Origin of the sequence: Bradyrhizobium sp. OAE829, from assembly GCF_040546575.1 — a bacterium.
Classification (GTDB): domain Bacteria; phylum Pseudomonadota; class Alphaproteobacteria; order Rhizobiales; family Xanthobacteraceae; genus Bradyrhizobium.
In genome coordinates this window covers 738,225-755,883 of the sequence record NZ_JBEPOE010000001.1, presented here as the reverse complement: position 1 = coordinate 755,883, position 17,659 = coordinate 738,225, and the positions used below count along the sequence as shown (strand labels likewise).

The window sequence follows — 17,659 nt, the reverse complement described above, 5'->3', positions numbered from 1 at the left end:
CTTGACCCGGCCATCCACGACTTACCTTCGCGGTTGCAGCCAAGGAAGACGTGGATGCCCGGGTCAAGCCCGGGCATGACGAGGACCTTTTCAGAACGCATGCGAAGTCAGTGGATTCTTTCTTCAATCAACATGCCCGCAGCGCCGGCCCGTCGCCGACCATGTCCGGCTGCCGCGTCAGCGAGACCGCCGGCGACGTCAGGATGACAAGCGCTTGGGCTGCGAAGATCGCGGCCGCCAGATAGAGGCAGGCTTCGGCGCTGTAGAAGCCGCCGACGATGGCGCCGAGCGCCGAGCCGAGCGGGCGGGCGCCATAGCTCATGATGTTGATGGCGGAGACGCGCCCCAACAGCGAGGGCGGCGTCACCGACTGGCGCAGCGTGGTGGTGGAGATCACCCACAGGATCGGGCCGACGCCGAGCAGGAAGAAGCTGAGGCCCGCCAATAGCGGTGTCGGAACGATGGTCGTCAGTGCCATCACGGCGGCGGCGACGAAACCGGTCACCGGGCCGAGTCCGATCACGGTGCCGAAGGCGAGGCGTTTCATGACGCGCGTCGCCAGGAGCGCGCCGACCACCATGCCGACGCCGTACATCGCCAATGTGGTGCCGACGCCGGTGGCGGATAGGCCGAGGTGACGCACGGCATAGGGCACGAACACCGCAAGGAGCAGGAACGAGGCCGTATTGAAGATGAACTGTGTGATGAACACCGGCCGCAGCAGCTTGTGATGCAGCACGAAGACCGCGCCTTCCTTGATGTCCTGCAACGGATGGCGGCGCGGCGCGGGCGCGCGGGCGGGTTCATAGATGCCGGACAGCAGCACGACTGCGATCACAGACAGCGCCGCGGCAAAGCCGAACGCGGGCGCTGCGCCAACCCATCCGACAAGCACGCCGCCGAGCGCGGGGCCGCTGGCGAACGCCACGGTGCGCGCCAGCTCAATCCGCGCATTGGCCGCGGGCAGCTGCTGCGGGGTCACCAGCGAGGGCACCAGCGCCGGTGCGGCGACGCTATAGGCGACCGTGCCGCACACCGCGATGAAGCCGAGCAGAGCCAGCAGCGGCAGCGTCATCCAGCCGAGCCAGATCAGCAGCAGGATTCCGCCGAGCGCCGCCGCACGCAGCGCTTCGGCGCCCGCCATCAGCCAGCGCCGCGAAATGCGGTCGGCAAGCAGGCCGGCAGGGATCGCAAACAGGATGAAGGGCAGCGTCAGCGCGGTCTGCAGCAGGCCGGTCTGGCCTTCGCCGACGCCCAGCAGCAGCACCGCGACGATGGGGGCGGCGGCCAGCGCAATCTGCTCGGCCGATTGCGCGGCGAGGTTAGACCAGGCGAGGCGGTTGAAGGTCGGCGGCAGGTGCGGCGTATCGGCGGCGGACATGGGGGGATTCCTTGGGGGGATTCCTTGGGGCGATTCCCTGATGGCTTTATTGGCCCTCATTGTCCGACCACAGGACGGTCCAACCCACCCGTTTCCCGACAAGCTGCGGGACAACGAAAAAACCTCCACACGTGATCGTGTGGAGGTTTCTCACCTTGATGTGTCAGCGATGTCTCCCAACACCAGTGATCTGTCCGGGCCAAACACGTGTCCCGGCCATCCACGTCTTGCTGACCCATCAAACGTCGAACAGAAAGTCGTGCTTGCTGAGTTCATAGGGCCGCACGCCCGTCAGTTCGATCCAGTCGTCGCCGACCTGCACGATCGTGTTGCCGTGGTTGCCCGAGATTTTCACGTCGCGAAAGTCGAGACGGCCGGCGTGTTTGAACACCAGCAGGTCGACGTCGGGATCGAAGTCGGTGATCTTGGCTTTGGTGGCGCCGAGATCGAACACGAAACGATCCGCGCCGGCATTGCCCGTCATGGTCTGCTTGCCGGTGCCGGCGAACAGGTAATCGCCCTGCGGACCGCCGATCAGGGTGTCGGTGCCGTTGGAGCCGATCACGATCTGGCGGGCGTCGGGATCTTCGGACTCCACACCGCCGGCAAGGCCGGTGTGCCGGACATAGGTGACGAAGACGTCGTCCTGGATGTGCTTGGTGTCGGTGTTGCGCAGGATGATGTCGGCGAGCGTCGTGCCCTTGATCTCGGACAACGTCCTGGCGTCAAAACCCTGGTTCTCGAACCAGAGCCGGTCGCCGTCGCGCAGCGCCTCGAACTGCATCGTCAGGATGGCCTGAAAAGTTTCGCCGACCAGCGCGCCGGGGACATGGTTTTCCGACAGGCCGCCGGTCCACAGGCCGACATTGTTGACGTTGCCGTAGGCCGCCTTCAATCCGGCCAGCGTCTGCGGGTCGCTCGTGATCTGGCTGAAATCGGTGTAGGGGTCGAGGCCGAGCGCTTCACGCGTCTGGTTCAGCGTGCCGAGGCCGAGGTCGCGTGCGCGCTGGATATTGATCGCGGCGAGATCCATCGACACCGGCGCATCGACCAGAAAATTTCGCAGATCCTCGACGATGCGCGCATCGAGCGCCTGCGAGGGGTCGGCGGCCAGATGGCGCAATTGTCCGTCGGCGCCGCCATTGTCGATGAAGTCTGCCGCCGGCTGGAAGAACACGTCTTTCAAGTCTTCCTCGGAGCCGGCGATCACTTCGCCGTTTTCCGCAAGGCCTTCGGTTTCGCCCGAGACGATCGAGTGCCCGAAGCGGAACGCCGCGGCGACGAACTCCAGCGTCAAATGCGGATCGACATTGGGATCATAGCCGTCGTAGGGCGTGAGCGCGTCCTTGCCGACGAGGTTCGGCAGGAATTCCGAATAGGTGATGTTGGCGATTTCCGCCGACACGATGGCGCGGGCGTAATTGTAGAGCTGGTCGCCGTTCCAGGTCGGATGCTCATGGTGCAGTTTGTCGACCTGGTAATTGTGTTCGCGCACGAACAGCGTCTGCAGCGCGGTCAGCGCCGGATTTTCCGCGGCACGGCCGTCACCGGCCACCACCATGCCGTTGACGATGGGCAAATTGTCTCCCGCTGACGTCTTCATGTGGCCGTCGGCGGTACGCAGGCTGGCGGCGATCGCCGCACTCGACCCGTAGACCATCGAAGCGTCGAGCCAGGCGGAGTTGGAATTGACCGCCATCGCCGGATTGGACGTGCCGGCGCCGGTCGTGGGATCGGTAACGGCGCGGGTGATCCGAATGATGGTGCCGGCGGGAAATACGGGATCGCCGGCGGGAACCACGACGCTGATGTCGTTGACGCCGTCGGTTCGGGTCAGCGTCATGTCATGGTCGATGAACTGGCCCCAGGCGTACATGAACGCGGAAACACCTTCCGGATTCGCCACGTCGGCATCGCCGGCGCCGACCACGAGATTGCTGATGGTGCGCGGATTGTTGCCGCCCAGCGGCACGGAAATGCCGTCGGCAAAATGCGCCGTGCCGATGCGTGAGAATTCAGTGCCGGCGGCGTTGAGGGTGGAGTCAGACCGGTTGTTCTGCGAACCGTCGAAGCTGCGGTACTCGATCTTTACCGGCTGCGGACCCGGTTGGCAGTCATGCGGGCCATGAGAGCCGTGGCCCCCGTGAGAACCATGGCTCCCGTGAGAGGGGTGGGCGTCGTGCGAGCCTTGTGAACCGTGAGGCTGGTGCGGCTGGAAAAAATGCTGGGAAAAATTGCCGAAGTGGAAATCGTCATGGTCTCCGTCCTTGCCGCCAAAAGCCCGCTTGAGCTGACGCATCGACCGCCTCCCTGACTTGCAATTGCGAATTATTCGCAACTAGTGTCACTAATGAGAGGCATTTGCAATAAGGAAATTGAAGAGGGACGAACGCGCCGTGCCCGACAGGCGCTGAAAAGCCCGCCGCATCGACCGCGGCGGGCTTCTCTCTGTTCGCGATCTAGCGGCTGATCAGGCCGTCACGACGACTACGACTTCGGTCCGAGCGTCGCCTTGCCCGTGCCCGAGATGGTGGTCGGCGGCGTTGCGGTGCTGTCGGCAGGCGCTGGCAACTCCGCTTCAGTCGGCGTGCCGCCGCTGCCGGCACGCAGCGCATTCAACAGGCTGGTGATGCCGTCGGGGCCAGCCGGGAAGCCGGCCTCGCCGAGAATCTTGTCGATCATCGGCTTGAACGCCGATACCGACAACAGCTGAGCGGCGAGACCGTCGCCGAGTCCGAGACCGCCATTGCCGGCGCCATTCATAGCGCCGTTGCCGCCACCGCGACCGAGCATGCCGCCGGTATCGAAGATCCGGATGTCGGAGATCTTCTCGATCGGCTTGACCGCTTCGGCCAGCGCGCTCGGGATGATGTTGATGCGGGCGAGGTTGAGGTCGTACTCGATTATCTCGGCGCCGAGCTTGTTGCGGGCCTCGGCCTTGAGCGCCGCCACCCCGGCTTCGGCTTCACCAAGCGCCTTGACGCCGGTCGCACGCGTGGTTGCGGCGTCGGCGTCTGCCTTGGCCAGCACGTTGATCGCTTCCGCCTTGTTGGCGGCGGCCTGCCGTTCGGCTTCCGCCATCACGGTGATCGGCATCGCATCGGTTTCCGCCACCTTGCGCGCCGCGATCACGTTGATGATCTTGTCGCGCTCGGCGATTTCGGTGGCCCGTGCCGTCGTGACCTTTTCCTCGGCGGCGATCGCAAGCGCGCGCGCCGTCTCGGCGATGGTCTGCGCTTCGGATTGCTCCTTGTTCTTGGTGGCGACGACGATCGCGGCTTCCTGCGCCACGATCTGGAGATCACGCTCCATTTCGGTGGTGCGGCGCTTCACCGCCAGATCAGCCTCGATCTTCTTGGTGTCGCGGGCCTGGTTGGCCTCGGTCTGGACGTTGGCGACGGCCAGTTCCTGCTGGATGCGGTATTCGGCCTCGTTCTGCAGCGCCGTCTGCTCGACCTGCGCGGTCTGCGCGCGCATCGCGGCGGTCTTGTTGGCGATGTCGCGCTGCTGCGCCAGTTCCGCCTCGCGCTTGGTGCTCTCGATCGTCAGCGTGGTCTGGCGCGCGACCAGGTCCTGCTGAGCGATGTTGACCTCGGTGGTGCGGACGATCTGGTTACGCTCCTGCTCACGCTCCTTGGTGATCTTGGTCAGCGTGGTGAGGCCGTGCGCGTCGAAGAAATTGCTCGGATTGAAATGCTTGATGTCGCTCTGGTCGAGCCTCGTCAGCGAGACCGATTCAAGCTCGAGGCCGTTGTTCTGGATGTCGGCGCCGACCGCGTCCTGCACCGATTTGACGAAGGTCGCGCGCTGTTCCTGCAACTCCTCGAGATGCATGGTGGCGGCGACCGAGCGCAGGCCGTCGACGAATTTCGCCTCGATCAGTTCGCGCAGTTCAGCGGCGTCGTTGGTGCGGTTGCCGAGCGTCTGCGCGGCCAGCGCGATCGACGACATGTCGGGTTTGACGCGGACGTAGAACTCGGCGCCGATGTCGACGCGCATGCGGTCCTTGGTGATCAGCGAGTCCGGGCCGCCGCGGGCGACCTCCAGCCGCAACGTCTTCAGATTGACGGCCGCCGTCGAATGGAAAACCGGAAGCACGACGGAGCCGCCGTCGAGAACGACTTTCTGGCCGCCGAGACCGGTCCGGACATAAGCCTCGTCGCGGGTCGAACGCCGGTACAGCGTCGCGAACATGAAGCCGATGATGACAAAAAGAAGGACGCCGATAGCGATCGGTACTGCAAGTTCCCACATGTTCATGCCCTGTCTGGTGACTATTGTTGCGCAATGAGGTTGGCTGGTGCGGCAATCGCGATAAAGCTCTTGGTGTCGCGGTCGACCAGCAACACGCTGCTGCCGACCGCGAGCGCTTTCGAATCGGGGCCGGCGCGCGCCGGGACAGAGTGCCAGTTGCCGAAGACATCCTTGAGACGGACGCGGCCGGGCAGTCCCTGATCGAGCGGACCGATCGAGACCACGGCGACCTGGCCGACGAAGTCGGCCTCATCGACCGCATAGGTCTCGTCGCGCGGGATCACGCGCGAGATAGCCCGGCTGGTAACCCGGACCGCCGGAATGGTGCCGATGATGGCGCCGACGGCGGCGAGCGAAACCGGGAGAGAAATTCCGACGCTGTGCGCGATGGCCTGCAGGAAAAATCCCGCGATCGAAAACATGCCAAGCGTCAACATCAAGAGAATCAAAAGCGGGACGCGCCCCGCGTTGATCCAGAGGAACAGGCCGGAGATGGCGCTGTGGCCGTCGGCCTCGATCTCGACGTCCTTGCCGACGATGTGACTGAGCGAAAACCCAACCATCGTCGACAGAAGTTCGATCACGGCCAGCACGACCACGATCGCCGCGGCGATCGTGAAGGGGCGGACGTCCGCCGCCAGCAGGAGGTCGATCACGGCGCTCATGGTGAGGATTTGATCCGCGCGAGACGTTCTGTGATCGCCGTTTGGTGGGTCATGGTCTTCTCCGGTTGGGATTTGACGGCGACGTCGATCTCGTAAGCCTGGCCGTCTGAGACCAGCTGAGCCGGGGAAGGGACTCTCCCACCGGCAAGATAGCCCGGGACTTCGAATGGAACCAAGACACCCCTCCGACGGTGTTGATGGTCAGGGTTATCGACCACTTGATCTCAAACAGTTTGTCGTCGGGGGGAATTCGGGGGTTCACTGCCGCGGCGCATGGCTGGCGCAGGCCCGCCTCGACTCGATGCCGGTATTATTTGCATGATCACTAGATGCAGTTGCAAATGAGTTGCAATAAGAGCGAATATCGACCATCTTACTGAGATGGATGCGCGAACGCCCGAATTGGGCCGCAAGACTTATTCGGAGAGATTGCCTGTGGCCTTGCAAGACGCCGACGCCGGCTGGCGCGCCGACGCCGCCGCGAACAGGCAGCGCAGTCTGGCCGAAGTCAACGCGACCATCGCGGTACCGCTCGGTGGCCATTGGGCGCGCAGGTTGCTGGCGTTTCTTGGGCCCGGCTATCTGGTTTCCGTCGGCTATATGGATCCCGGCAATTGGGCGACGGATCTCGCCGGTGGATCGAAGTTCGGTTACACGCTGCTGTCGGTGATCCTGCTGTCGAACCTGATGGCGATCCTGCTGCAGGCGCTCGCAGCACGGCTCGGCATCGTCACCGACCGCGATCTCGCACAGGCCTGCCGCGCCAGCTTTTCGCGTCCGGTCAACTTCATGCTGTGGCTGGCCTGCGAGGCTGCGATCATCGCCTGCGATCTGGCGGAAGTGATCGGCACCGCGATTGCGCTAAAACTGCTGTTCGGCATTCCGCTGATCGGCGGCGCGCTGATCACCGCGCTTGACGCCTTCCTGCTGCTGCTCCTGATGAACAAGGGTTTTCGGTTCCTCGAAGCCTTCGTCATCTCGCTTTTGATCGTCATCGCGGTCTGCTTTGCGATCCAGATCTTCGCCGCCGCACCCCCGGTTGCCGCGATGCTGCGCGGCTTCCTGCCGTCGACCGAGATCGTCACCAATCCGGAGATGCTGTACATCGCGATCGGCATCATCGGCGCCACCGTGATGCCGCATAACCTCTATCTGCACTCCTCGATCGTGCAGACCCGCGCCTATCCGCGCACCGACGAGGGCCGCCGCGACGCGATCAAATGGGCGACCACGGATTCCACCATCGCGCTGATGCTGGCGCTGTTCATCAACGCCGCGATCCTGATCGTGGCCGCCTCGACGTTCCATTCCAGCGGCCGTACCGATGTGGCCGAGATCGGGCAGGCGTATGAGCTGTTGTCGCCGCTATTGGGCCTCGGGATCGCCTCGACGCTGTTCGCCGTCGCGCTGCTGGCGTCCGGCCTCAACTCGACGGTAACGGCGACGCTGGCCGGCCAGATCGTGATGGAAGGCTTTTTGCACCTGCGACTGCCGAACTGGGCGCGGCGGCTGATCACCCGCGGCGTCGCGATCGTCCCCGTCGTCATCGTCACCGCGCTCTATGGCGAGAAGGGCACGTCACAACTGCTGGTCTTCAGCCAGGTCATCCTGTCGATGCAACTGCCGTTCGCGGTGATCCCGCTGGTGCGGTTCGTTTCCGACCGCCGCAAGATGGGTGATTTTGCGATCTCCCGTTCGGTCGCCGCGGTGGCGTGGATCGTCGCCGGGATCATCGTGATCCTGAACGTCAAGCTGCTCTACGACACGCTGCTCGGCGGTTAACAGCAGACCCGTAGCCCGGATGGAGCGAAGCGCAATCCGGGAATCTCTCGGGCGGCAACAGTGGCCCCGGATTTCGCTACGCTTCATCCGGGCTACCAGCTACAGGCTGAAACCCTAATCCTGCGGCTCGGTCAGCACTTCGCCTGACGCGTCGATGCGCAGCCAGCCTGAGGGCGCCAGCCGCTGCTGCGGCAGGAAGCGGCCCTTGTAGTCCATCTTCTTGGAGCCTTCGATCCAGTAGCCGAGATAGACGTAAGGCAGCCCCAGCCTTCTTGCGCGCGTGATGTGGTCGAGGATCATGAAGGTGCCGAGCGAGCGGCTTTGCTCCGACGGCTCGAAGAACGAATACACCATCGACAGCCCGTCGCTGAGCACGTCGGTCAGGGCGACGGCGATCAAATCCTCGCCGCGGCCGGTGATGCCGGAATCGACGTTGCGCTTGCGGTATTCGATGATGCGGGTTTCGACGTGGCTGTCTTCCACCATCATGGCGTAGTCGAGCACGGTCATGTCGGCCATGCCGCCATGGCGGTGGCGCCGGTCGAGATAGGCGCGGAACACCGAATATTGTTCCGAGGTCGGGACCGCGCTGCGCTGCTCGCCGATGACGTCGGCATTGCGCGCGAGGATTTTGCGGAAATTGCGCGAGGGCCGGAACTCGTTGGCAACGACCCGCACGGAAACACAGGCGCGGCACTGGTCGCAGGCCGGCCGGTAGGCGATCGACTGGCTGCGGCGGAAGCCGCCATGGGTGAGGAGGTCGTTGAGGTCGCCGGCCTTGTCGCCGACCAGATGCGTGAACACCTTGCGCTCGTGCCGTCCCGGCAGATAGGGGCAGGGCGAGGGCGCCGTCAGGTAAAACTGCGGGGTATCACGCGAATGCTGGGTCACGTCGGGTCGTCAGGCCTCCGAAACACGAACAATAACGCTTTCCGGTGAACAATTGGTACCGGTGGCACAAAGTTCGGCCCCGATCCTGATCCGGGCCGAACAAACCTCAGCATCGCGCCGCGGGGGCTGACGGTCAATCAATTTGGAGTGTGACATCCCTTCAATAGGCGCGCGCCGGAGGTACAACCTGAGTGCGAATCGAGCTGTTGATGACGACGGTTCCCAGGACGATGTCATGCAGCAGCCGGCGGCGGCCGTTGAACAAGCCGATCAGGAGCACCAGCGGCGTCAGGAACGAGATCGACACCCAGAACAGCACGGCGTGGGTGGCGCCCAGCACGAAATAGCCCGGCGCGCCGTACCAGGTGCGCAGTTCCAGATCCATCACGCGCATGCCCACAGTCGCCGAATGCGGCCCGCCGAGGGAAGAGCCGTAATAGACGATCGCCCAGACGATCGTGGCCGGCCAGGCCAGCCAGAACAGCGCCCAGCCGAGCCCAAGGGTGATCAGGCCGAACACCGCGATGAAGATGTAGCCGAGGATCACCGGGACCGACAGCACGACGAGGTCGATCAGGAACGCGAACACCCGCCGCGTCAGCAGGCCGCGAAACAGTTCCGGCTGCAAATCGGGGTCGAACGCATGCGGCTGCACGCCGCCATCGTTACGCCAGGCGCCGCCAGCATTTGAAGGGCCACCAGCATTTGAAGGGCCGCCACCGGTATTACCCGAACCGCTATACGACATGATCAGTCCTCCAGACCGTACATATTCCTGCAAGCGGAAACATGGGAACCGCGCCCGGGCACGCAAGCCCCTGCGGCAGTCACGAAACGGCAATATTCAGGCGATTCCGCGACCATGGCCTTGCCATGGGATGAGCGAGTTGAGAATGGAGTGCCGGTGCCGGCTGAATGCCGGGTCACAGTTCGCGGTAGCCTTGTGGGAGGGGAGATGAGCAAACAAGCGGAGTTGCGATGCCGTTGCGGGGAGGTGGTCGGGGAGATCACCAACGCTTCGCCGCGGACGGTCAATCGCGTGGTTTGCTACTGCGATGATTGCCAGGCATTTGCGCATCAGCTCGGCCGCGCCGACCTGCTCAATGCCCAGGGCGGCTCTGATATCGTGCAGGTAGCGCCCGCGTCACTGACGTTTGTGAAGGGGCAGGAGCGCATCGCAGGCGTGCGGCTGACCTCAAAAGGTCTGTTCCGGTGGCACACGACCTGTTGCAACACGCCGGTCGGCAACACGCTGGGTCCGGCGATTCCTTTCGTCGGAATTGTCGCGCAGGCATTCAATACCGACACCCAGCGTGCCGATCAGGTGTTCGGCGCGCCGGTGGGCGCGATCCTGGGGAAATACGCGATTGGTGAGCCCCCGGCTGGCTCCACCGGATTGAATCTGCCGCTCATCCTGCGTGCGATCGCCAAGGTGATTGGCTGGCGCCTGCGCGGCCGGACTTGGCCGCATCCCTTCTTCAGGCCAAACACGCGCGAGCCGATCTATCCGGCGACCGTGCTGTCGCCCGCGCGGCGGGAGGCGCTGCGCCAACATTGCGGGCCGCATCCAGCGACATAGCGCGGATCAGCTCTCCGCCTTGATCTTCTCCGCCGCCTTCGGCGCAAAGTACGTCAAAATGCCGTCGGCGCCGGCGCGCTTGAAGGCGAGCAGGCTTTCCATCATCGCGCGTTCGCCGTCGATCCAGCCATTACCGGCGGCGGCTGCGATCATCGCGTACTCGCCCGACACCTGGTACACGAAGGTCGGCATCGCAAAGGTGTCCTTTACCCGCCGCACGATGTCGAGATAGGGCATGCCGGGCTTCACCATCACCATGTCCGCGCCCTCGGCGATGTCGAGTTCGACCTCGCGCAGCGCCTCATTGGAATTGGCGCTGTCCATCTGATAGGTGCGCTTGTCGCCGGTCAGCGTCTTTGCCGAACCGATGGCGTCGCGGAACGGGCCGTAGAAGGCGGAGGCATATTTCGCCGCGTACGACATGATCTGCACGTCGGTAAAGCCTTCGTCGTCCAGCGCCTCGCGGATCGCGCCGACGCGACCGTCCATCATGTCGGAAGGCGCGATCACATCGCAGCCGGCTTCCGCCTGCACCAGCGCCTGCCGGACCAGCACGGCGACGGTTTCGTCGTTGAGGATTTTGCCGTCCTCGATCAGGCCGTCATGGCCGTGACTGGTGAAGGGATCCAGCGCCACGTCGCAGAGCACGCCGAGTCCCGGGAATTCCTTCTTGATCGCGCGCACCGATTGGCAGACGAGGTTGTCCGGGTTCAGCGCCTCGGAACCCTGTTCATCGCGCAGCGAAGGGTCAGTATAGGGGAACAGCGCGATGCAGGGGATGTTCAGCTTCGCCGCGCGCTCGGCATCACGGACCGCCTGATCGACGGTGATGCGGTCGATGCCGGGCATCGAGGCGACCGCGGTGCGGGTATTGTGGCCGCCGACGATGAACAACGGCCAGATCAGGTCGTCGGTCGTGAGCACGTTTTCCCGCACCATCCGCCGCGCCCATTCGGCCTTGCGGTTGCGCCGGGGGCGGATCGCGAGGTCGAGCGGGGCCGAGGTGAGGGCGGTCTGGTGCCGCGGTGCGTCACGCATTTCGATCGGACGCCCGAATTTGATCGCCATATGATAGTACTCCCGGCGGAAAGGCTGATTTGGCCTGATTTGGACCTGGTCTAATTCTAGCATTCCGGAACGGCCGCGTCACCGCAGCTTGATTTGCGCCAGCGGCAATTGATTTTGCCGACCCGGCGGGCCAAGACTCCGCCTATAAGGACCCGTTTTCGCCTGTGAGCACCGATTCTCATGTCTGACACCTCCGCGCGCGACCCGTCGCGGGATAACAGGGACAATGCCCGGGACAATGCGATGTCGGTGGCGGCGATCTCTTCCGAGCGGATCGAGCCTGACGACAATGCGTGGACCCGGCGGCTGGTGCTGTTCCTGCGCATCATGGCTGTCATCTCGATCGCCAAGGGCCTTTACCATTGGGCGCAGGTGACCGGCTTCATCGGCGGCGAGGAAGAGGCGTTCGAAAACCAGTCGATGGCCTGGCAGACCGCGACAATCTATTTCGCCGTGATCGAACTCGTCGCCGCTGTCGGTCTGTGGCTTGCGACGCCCTGGGGCGCGGTGGTGTGGCTCACGACCGTGGTGTCGATGGCCGTCATCGAATTGATGTTTCCAGGCATCTACGGCGGCAGCCTGACGGTGGTCGGCGTCGAAGCCGTGATGCTGGCAGCCTATCTCGCACTCGCCTGGATGGCCGCGCGCGAACGGCCACCATAGCAGTAGTGCGCGTCTGCTTGAATGATGGTGGGATAAACGGTGGCCGCATGGTTCGAGATGCGCGGCGTTGCCGCGCTCCTCACCATGAGGGTCTCAAGAGCGCACCCTGAACTGCTCGACCTCTTCCTGTGAGCCTGACCGAAAAAGCAGCCAGCATTTTCGAGCACTCCCTAACTGCCGGAAAATGATTCGCTTTTCGTCATGGCCGGGCATAGCCGTCTGTAGGACGGCGTCGCTTCCGCTCGCCTATGCCGGCCATCCACGTCTTTCTTGCTTAGTGGAAGCCGAGACGTGGATGCCCGGCACAAGGCCGGGCATGACGACGTTCGGTGCAAGTGGCGTCTCGAAGGATGACGCCCGAAAGGATGACGCCCAAACTGTTGATTGCGCCAGCGCATCTGCGTCCCAGAATGGGCCGCGCCATTCCCGTAAGATTTTCGACGATTTTCGCGGTAACTTTTCAGTCACCGTAAAGGGTTCCCTCACGTCGGTTACCCAGGCGTTTCGAATTCAAACGAACCTGTTTTGGAATGCGACAACCCTGCCAGACGAAGCGTGAACAGAGGCCTGCCACCGTCAATGAAATCTTGCGGAAAGCCCTTTATCCATGGGCTTAATCCGCGATTCACTGTCTTAAATTCATGATCTCTTTATTGTCTTATTTAAGCGGATCTTCAAACCGCCCCCTTAAGTTGAAGCTATCAGGCGGGACAAAAGTTTCGTCGAATAAGTCGATAAAAACGACAACAGGGGAATGTCATGATGAAAGCCGTTGCAACGGCGGTGGAAACCGCTGAACGCTCTGCCGGTCAAGCTCCGGTGCAGCCGCTCTATCTTGAAGCATTGACTTTGGTGGAGCGGCTGCATCGCCGGCTGCTTGACGTGATCAAGGATGAATTCGATCGCCGCGGCCGCGCCGATATCAATTCGGTGCAGGCGCTGTTGCTCTACAACATCGGCGACAAGGAACTGACCGCAGGCGAGCTGCGCACGCGCGGCTATTACCTCGGCTCCAACGTCTCCTACAATCTGAAGAAGCTCGTCGAGCTCGGCTTCCTCGATCATCAGCGTTCGCGCGTTGATCGCCGCTCGGTCCGCATCCGTCTGACCTCGCAGGGCCAGGAAATCCGCAAGATCGTCGACGCGCTGTATCAGAAGCACGTCAAGACCGTGGAGCAGGTCGGCGGCATCTCGAACGAGGAGTTCGCGACGCTGAACAAGTCGCTGCATCGGCTCGAGCGGTTCTGGACCGACCAGATCCTGTATCGGCTTTGAGATTTACATAGCGTTTTCGAGCGAAGTGGACTTCCGGTTCGCGTGAAGAAAACGCGTCAAACAAGAATTCGAATCCGCGGCCAAGCCGGCCACTCAAAAGACCGGCAGCCAACAGCGGATCATGAACTGGCAAGGCAGTAAGCCCTGCCCAAGGCGCATCGGCTCCGGGTTACCGGATCCGGTGCGTTTTGCTTTTTGGGCCGGAGTATTGCTTTTGGGCCTGAGTATCGAGTGCAGCGGCTTCATCCTTCGCGACGCGCGCAAGAAGTGCTTCGGCCATTGCCGCTTCGATGGCGGACACAGTTTCACCTGATAAAGCGCATCAAAACAACAAGCTGCACCTCGATTCTAAGGTCACGCGGGCAGGCGCGCCCAGCAAACAGCCGGTTTCCCCGAATGGAACTTCTGCCGGGCTCGTGCATTATCGCTCCTGACACGGGGACCGAAGAACATGCTCGTCGAGCGCGGATTGCGGGTGATGAATGTCGAGGTGGTCGGCGACGCTTACGCCATCGCCTCGAATTATCTCCGCAGGACCGGCGCCATCCCCGATAGTTTCGCCACCGACGAGCGGCTGCTCGAAATCATCGTGCAGATGTTTCAGCGCGGCGAATTCAACAAGATCCGCCTCGCTAACAAGGCGATCGCCAAATTCGAAGCCGAAACCTACATCGCCTGACCCCCACCGGAGAACTTCATGGAAGCCGCCATCGACCGCATCATGCACACCTATGACCTGCTGGTGAACCGCAGCGCCGCCGCGAACGATGAAGCGCGCGAGAAGGTGACCGACTATGTGAAGACGCTGTTCGAGGCCGGCGAAAAGGACACCCACCGCCTGACCGTGTGCGGCCTGACCTATCTGCGCCAGCTCGACGGCTCCACCGACCCGGTGAAGGCAGGCTATACCGGGATGTGAGCTGCGCTCAGCCCGCCTTGCGATCCGCTTCGAGCTTCCGCAACGAAGCCGACTTGAGACTGGCGCCGGCCAGTATGTAAGCGTGATCCGATCCCGTCAGGATGAACTGCGCGCCGAGGCCGGCGTAATGCTTCATGGCGTCCGGTTCGTAGACGCCGCCCATTCCGAGGAATTTGCCTGCCTTGCGGCACGCCGCGCCGACGCTGCGATAGGCTTCCTCGACGCGCGGATGCAGGATTTGACCCGAAATACCCATCTCCGCGGTCAGGTCGGAGGTTCCGATCAGCAAGCCGTCGATCCCATCAACGGCGGCAATCCCGGCGGAAGTGGCCACGCCTTCGGGGCTCTCTATCATGGCGACGACCAGGATTTCCTGGTTGATGGCGGCCTGGGCCTCGGCGGCGCCGGGCGGCTTGTAACCGAACAGAGCGGATGGTCCGCCCCAGCTCCGCGTCCCCAAAGGCGGATAACGAAAGGCCGCCGCGATGCGCCGGGCCTGATCGACCGTATCGACATGCGGTACGATGACGCCGGCGGCGCCGTTGTCGAGCGCCCGAGTGCCTTCATCAATCGCGCCTGCGCAAATCCGGACGATCGGCGTGATGCCGGTCGGCAATGCAGCGATGCAGATCTGCGCGACGTCATCCTGCGAAAATGCACCGTGCTCGAGGTCGATGAAGAGCCAGTCGTGCCCGCTCGCCGTGGCGATCATGCCCGCTGCCGCGGTGCGTAAATGGTGCACACCGAATCCGAGGGCGAGCCCGCCCGCCTGCAATTTCCTGATCGTGGCGTTCTCGACGAGCGGCATGGGCTTCTCCGTGATGTCGCGCATCGAGGCGCGTCGCAAAATGGTGGCTACAGTGCCGACCTGTCCGGCGATGTAAAGGACATGGCGCCTCGCGCGCTCCGTCAACCCGCAGGCTTGCCCATGATGTACGGCTTCAGCATCGCGTACATCAGGCTGTGCGTCGGCGTCGGCACGCCGAGCTTTTTGCCGAGCTCGACCACCTTGCCGCCGAGCCAGGGCAGCTCCAGCCGGTTCCCGCGTTCGAGGTCGAGCGCCATCGACGGCTTTTGGTGGGCGGGCAGGCTGTCGGAATATCCTGATATCGTCTCCACCGCGTTGTCCGGCAGCGCCACGCCGTAGGCGCGGCCGACATCCATCACCTCGCGGTAGGCCGACATCAGCACCGGGCGAATATCAGGATCGTCGCGCAACGCGCCGATCGGCTGGCGCGCCAGCGCCACCGCGCTGGCGTTGGCGGCGAGCAGGATGAACTTCATCCACAGTTCGGTGAGGATCGCGTCGCTCAGCTTGGCATCGAAACCGGCCTTCAGGCACAGCGCGAGAAGCTTTTCGCCGCGCGGGCTACTTCTGCCGTCGAGTTCGCCGAACACCATGCGCATGAAGGTGCCGACCTGCTGGATCACGCCTGATGCTATGATGTTCGCGCTGATTTGCGCGACGCCGCCCATCACGGCGTTGTTGCCCAGGATCGGGATCAGCCGCTCGGCAGCATCGACGCCGTTCTGCAGCGGGATCACAGCCGTATCGGGGCCGATCAGCGGCTTGATACTCTCGCCGGCGCTTTCGACGTCCCACAGCTTGACGCAGAACAGCACGAAATCGACCTTGCCGATCTCGGCGGGGTTGTCGGTTGCCTGTGTCGGCACCAGATGGATGTCGCCGCGCGGGCTTTGCACCTTCAATCCGTCGCTTTTCATGGCGGCCAGATGCGCGCCGCGCGCGATGAAGGTGACATCCGCGCCGGCTTTCGCCAGCGCCGCTCCATAACCGGCGCCTACGCCGCCGGTACCGACAATCGCAATTCGCATCGTTCTCTCCTCGCTCGCCGAAAGCCTAGCATCGCAGGCGGACGGTGGGCGAGGGTAAAACTTCGGCCATGCATCAACAAACAGCAGGAAGAACCGGACTCACGAAATCCGGTTATTCCTCAAACCTTTTGACGACGGCGGTTGCTTATTTGGGGCAGTAAGCGATGGCGGTGCCGCCAAGCCAGCCGCCGATGCAGCCCGCGCCGACGAAGATGCCGCCGACGCCTTTGATGCCGATCGCGAGAATGCCGTCTTCATAGGTGATCGGGCCGATGGTGAGGCCGCCTGCGGCGGCATCGAGTTGATCGAGCGACAACTCGCCGTTGATTTCGTGCGCAGTATTGCCTTCGCTCATAGCCGTTCTCCATTGGTTGCGATTGGCTCGAACAGGCCAACCCAGATGGAGCGTAGCGACGGAGAGAAAGCAGCTCAGTGATTGCGATCACGCATCATGACGATGCTCGAAACCTCTGCTAACGTGCGCCTCCAAGCAAGAAACCCCCTTGAGGAAACTGCCATGCTCACGGTTCATCATCTCAACGATTCCCGCTCGCAGCGGATCCTGTGGCTGCTTGAAGAGCTCGGCACGCCTTATGAGATGAAGCGCTATCAGCGCGATGCCACGACGCGGCTGGCGCCGCCGGAACTGACGGCGATCCATCCGCTCGGCAAGTCGCCCGTCATCACCGATGGCGGCACCACGATCGCGGAGTCCGGTGCGATCGTGGACTACATCATCCGCAAATACGGAAAAGGCGCGATGATGCCGGCGCCCGGCAGCGCCGACTATGAGGCCTACAATGAGTGGCTGCATTATTCGGAAGGCTCGGCGATGCTGCCGCTGATGCTGAACCTCTATGTCGGCAGGCTGAAGGAGGCGGGCGCGCCGCTGCATCCGCGCATCGACAGCGAGTTGGCCAACCATCTCGGCTATGTCGATGGCGCGCTGAAGGGGCGCGAGTTCTTCGTCGGCCCGTCATTGTCGGGTGCCGACATCCAGATGAGCTTTGTCGGCGAGATGGCAAAGGTGTTCGAAAAGCTTGGGCCCTATCCGAACCTGGCGGCCTGGCTGACGCGCATGCACGCGCGCCCGGCGTTCCAGCGAAGCGTGGAGAAGGGCGGGGCGTATAGGTTTGCGAAATAGGTCTTGTCGCCCCGGCCTTGAGCCGGGGCCCATACCCCGCGGCCCATCGTTAGGACAAAGGTGTCTGAGGCCTTCTTTTACAATGGCGGCCGCGGCGTATGGGCCCCCCGATGCGCAATTGCGCATCTGAGCTCAAGGCCGGGGCGACACGGGGGGAGGCGGCCACCTTGTCCCCCGCCATCCCCACCATATCTTGCATAAA

General features: G+C 63.2%; 18 protein-coding genes. 8 read left to right on the top strand and 10 right to left on the bottom strand.

Annotated features, from left to right (window positions below; all coding sequences use genetic code 11):
• Positions 1-127: 127 nt before the first annotated feature.
• The 4 genes from ABIE49_RS03570 to ABIE49_RS03555 form a co-directional block, all read right to left on the bottom strand.
• Positions 128-1,381, bottom strand: a complete 1,254-nt coding sequence (locus tag ABIE49_RS03570) for an MFS transporter (RefSeq protein ID WP_192733594.1) — start codon at positions 1,379-1,381, stop codon at positions 128-130.
• Between the two features lie 238 nt (positions 1,382-1,619).
• A complete protein-coding gene (locus tag ABIE49_RS03565; RefSeq protein ID WP_192733593.1) occupies positions 1,620-3,680 on the bottom strand; it encodes a peroxidase family protein in 2,061 nt (686 codons plus the stop codon).
• A gap of 188 nt (positions 3,681-3,868) precedes the next feature.
• Positions 3,869-5,635, bottom strand: a complete 1,767-nt coding sequence (locus ABIE49_RS03560; protein WP_192733592.1) for a flotillin family protein — start codon at positions 5,633-5,635, stop codon at positions 3,869-3,871.
• Between the two features lie 20 nt (positions 5,636-5,655).
• Complete coding sequence (locus ABIE49_RS03555; RefSeq protein ID WP_192734234.1) at positions 5,656-6,288, bottom strand: OB-fold-containig protein; 633 nt, start codon at positions 6,286-6,288, stop codon at positions 5,656-5,658.
• Between the two features lie 393 nt (positions 6,289-6,681).
• On the opposite strand from ABIE49_RS03555, the gene ABIE49_RS03550 reads away from it, so the two are divergent.
• Entirely contained in the window at positions 6,682-8,082 is a 1,401-nt protein-coding gene (locus tag ABIE49_RS03550; RefSeq protein ID WP_192733591.1) for an Nramp family divalent metal transporter, read from the top strand.
• A 114-nt stretch (positions 8,083-8,196) separates the two neighbouring features.
• On the opposite strand, the gene ABIE49_RS03545 is transcribed toward ABIE49_RS03550, so the two are convergent.
• Positions 8,197-8,973, bottom strand: coding sequence for an arginyltransferase (locus tag ABIE49_RS03545; RefSeq protein ID WP_192733590.1), 777 nt, complete (start codon positions 8,971-8,973; stop codon positions 8,197-8,199).
• Between the two features lie 160 nt (positions 8,974-9,133).
• On the bottom strand, positions 9,134-9,721 hold the full coding sequence (locus ABIE49_RS03540; protein WP_192733589.1) for an RDD family protein: 588 nt from the start codon (positions 9,719-9,721) through the stop codon (positions 9,134-9,136).
• Positions 9,722-9,928: 207 nt separating this feature from the next.
• Here ABIE49_RS03540 and ABIE49_RS03535 point away from each other — a divergent pair, with 207 nt between their 5' ends.
• The gene (locus ABIE49_RS03535; protein WP_192733588.1) at positions 9,929-10,552 is read left to right on the top strand and encodes a DUF6151 family protein; all 624 of its coding nucleotides are present in this window, start codon (positions 9,929-9,931) and stop codon (positions 10,550-10,552) included.
• 6 nt (positions 10,553-10,558) lie between these two features.
• Here the strand turns inward: ABIE49_RS03535 and hemB are convergent, their stop codons facing one another.
• The gene (gene hemB, locus ABIE49_RS03530) at positions 10,559-11,620 is read right to left on the bottom strand and encodes a porphobilinogen synthase (protein ID WP_192733587.1); all 1,062 of its coding nucleotides are present in this window, start codon (positions 11,618-11,620) and stop codon (positions 10,559-10,561) included.
• A 180-nt stretch (positions 11,621-11,800) separates the two neighbouring features.
• Here hemB and ABIE49_RS03525 point away from each other — a divergent pair, with 180 nt between their 5' ends.
• The 5 genes from ABIE49_RS03525 to ABIE49_RS03505 all read left to right on the top strand — a co-directional run bounded on the left by ABIE49_RS03525 (position 11,801) and on the right by ABIE49_RS03505 (position 14,477).
• On the top strand, positions 11,801-12,283 hold the full coding sequence (locus tag ABIE49_RS03525; RefSeq protein WP_192733586.1) for a DUF6163 family protein: 483 nt from the start codon (positions 11,801-11,803) through the stop codon (positions 12,281-12,283).
• Between the two features lie 759 nt (positions 12,284-13,042).
• Entirely contained in the window at positions 13,043-13,558 is a 516-nt protein-coding gene (gene ldtR, locus ABIE49_RS03520; protein ID WP_192733585.1) for a transcriptional regulator LdtR, read from the top strand.
• A 121-nt stretch (positions 13,559-13,679) separates the two neighbouring features.
• Positions 13,680-13,871, top strand: coding sequence for a hypothetical protein (locus ABIE49_RS03515; protein WP_192733584.1), 192 nt, complete (start codon positions 13,680-13,682; stop codon positions 13,869-13,871).
• A gap of 138 nt (positions 13,872-14,009) precedes the next feature.
• Complete coding sequence (locus ABIE49_RS03510; protein ID WP_192733583.1) at positions 14,010-14,237, top strand: hypothetical protein; 228 nt, start codon at positions 14,010-14,012, stop codon at positions 14,235-14,237.
• A gap of 18 nt (positions 14,238-14,255) precedes the next feature.
• Positions 14,256-14,477, top strand: coding sequence for a hypothetical protein (locus ABIE49_RS03505; protein WP_192733582.1), 222 nt, complete (start codon positions 14,256-14,258; stop codon positions 14,475-14,477).
• 7 nt (positions 14,478-14,484) lie between these two features.
• Here ABIE49_RS03505 and ABIE49_RS03500 read toward each other — a convergent pair whose 3' ends face one another.
• The 3 genes from ABIE49_RS03500 to ABIE49_RS03490 all read right to left on the bottom strand — a co-directional run bounded on the left by ABIE49_RS03500 (position 14,485) and on the right by ABIE49_RS03490 (position 16,668).
• Positions 14,485-15,285, bottom strand: coding sequence for an HpcH/HpaI aldolase family protein (locus ABIE49_RS03500; RefSeq protein WP_192733581.1), 801 nt, complete (start codon positions 15,283-15,285; stop codon positions 14,485-14,487).
• 101 nt (positions 15,286-15,386) lie between these two features.
• The gene (locus ABIE49_RS03495; RefSeq protein WP_192733580.1) at positions 15,387-16,313 is read right to left on the bottom strand and encodes a ketopantoate reductase family protein; all 927 of its coding nucleotides are present in this window, start codon (positions 16,311-16,313) and stop codon (positions 15,387-15,389) included.
• A gap of 145 nt (positions 16,314-16,458) precedes the next feature.
• Complete coding sequence (locus tag ABIE49_RS03490; protein WP_192733579.1) at positions 16,459-16,668, bottom strand: hypothetical protein; 210 nt, start codon at positions 16,666-16,668, stop codon at positions 16,459-16,461.
• 162 nt (positions 16,669-16,830) lie between these two features.
• On the opposite strand from ABIE49_RS03490, the gene ABIE49_RS03485 reads away from it, so the two are divergent.
• Complete coding sequence (locus tag ABIE49_RS03485) at positions 16,831-17,457, top strand: glutathione S-transferase family protein (protein WP_192733578.1); 627 nt, start codon at positions 16,831-16,833, stop codon at positions 17,455-17,457.
• Positions 17,458-17,659 lie beyond the last annotated feature (202 nt).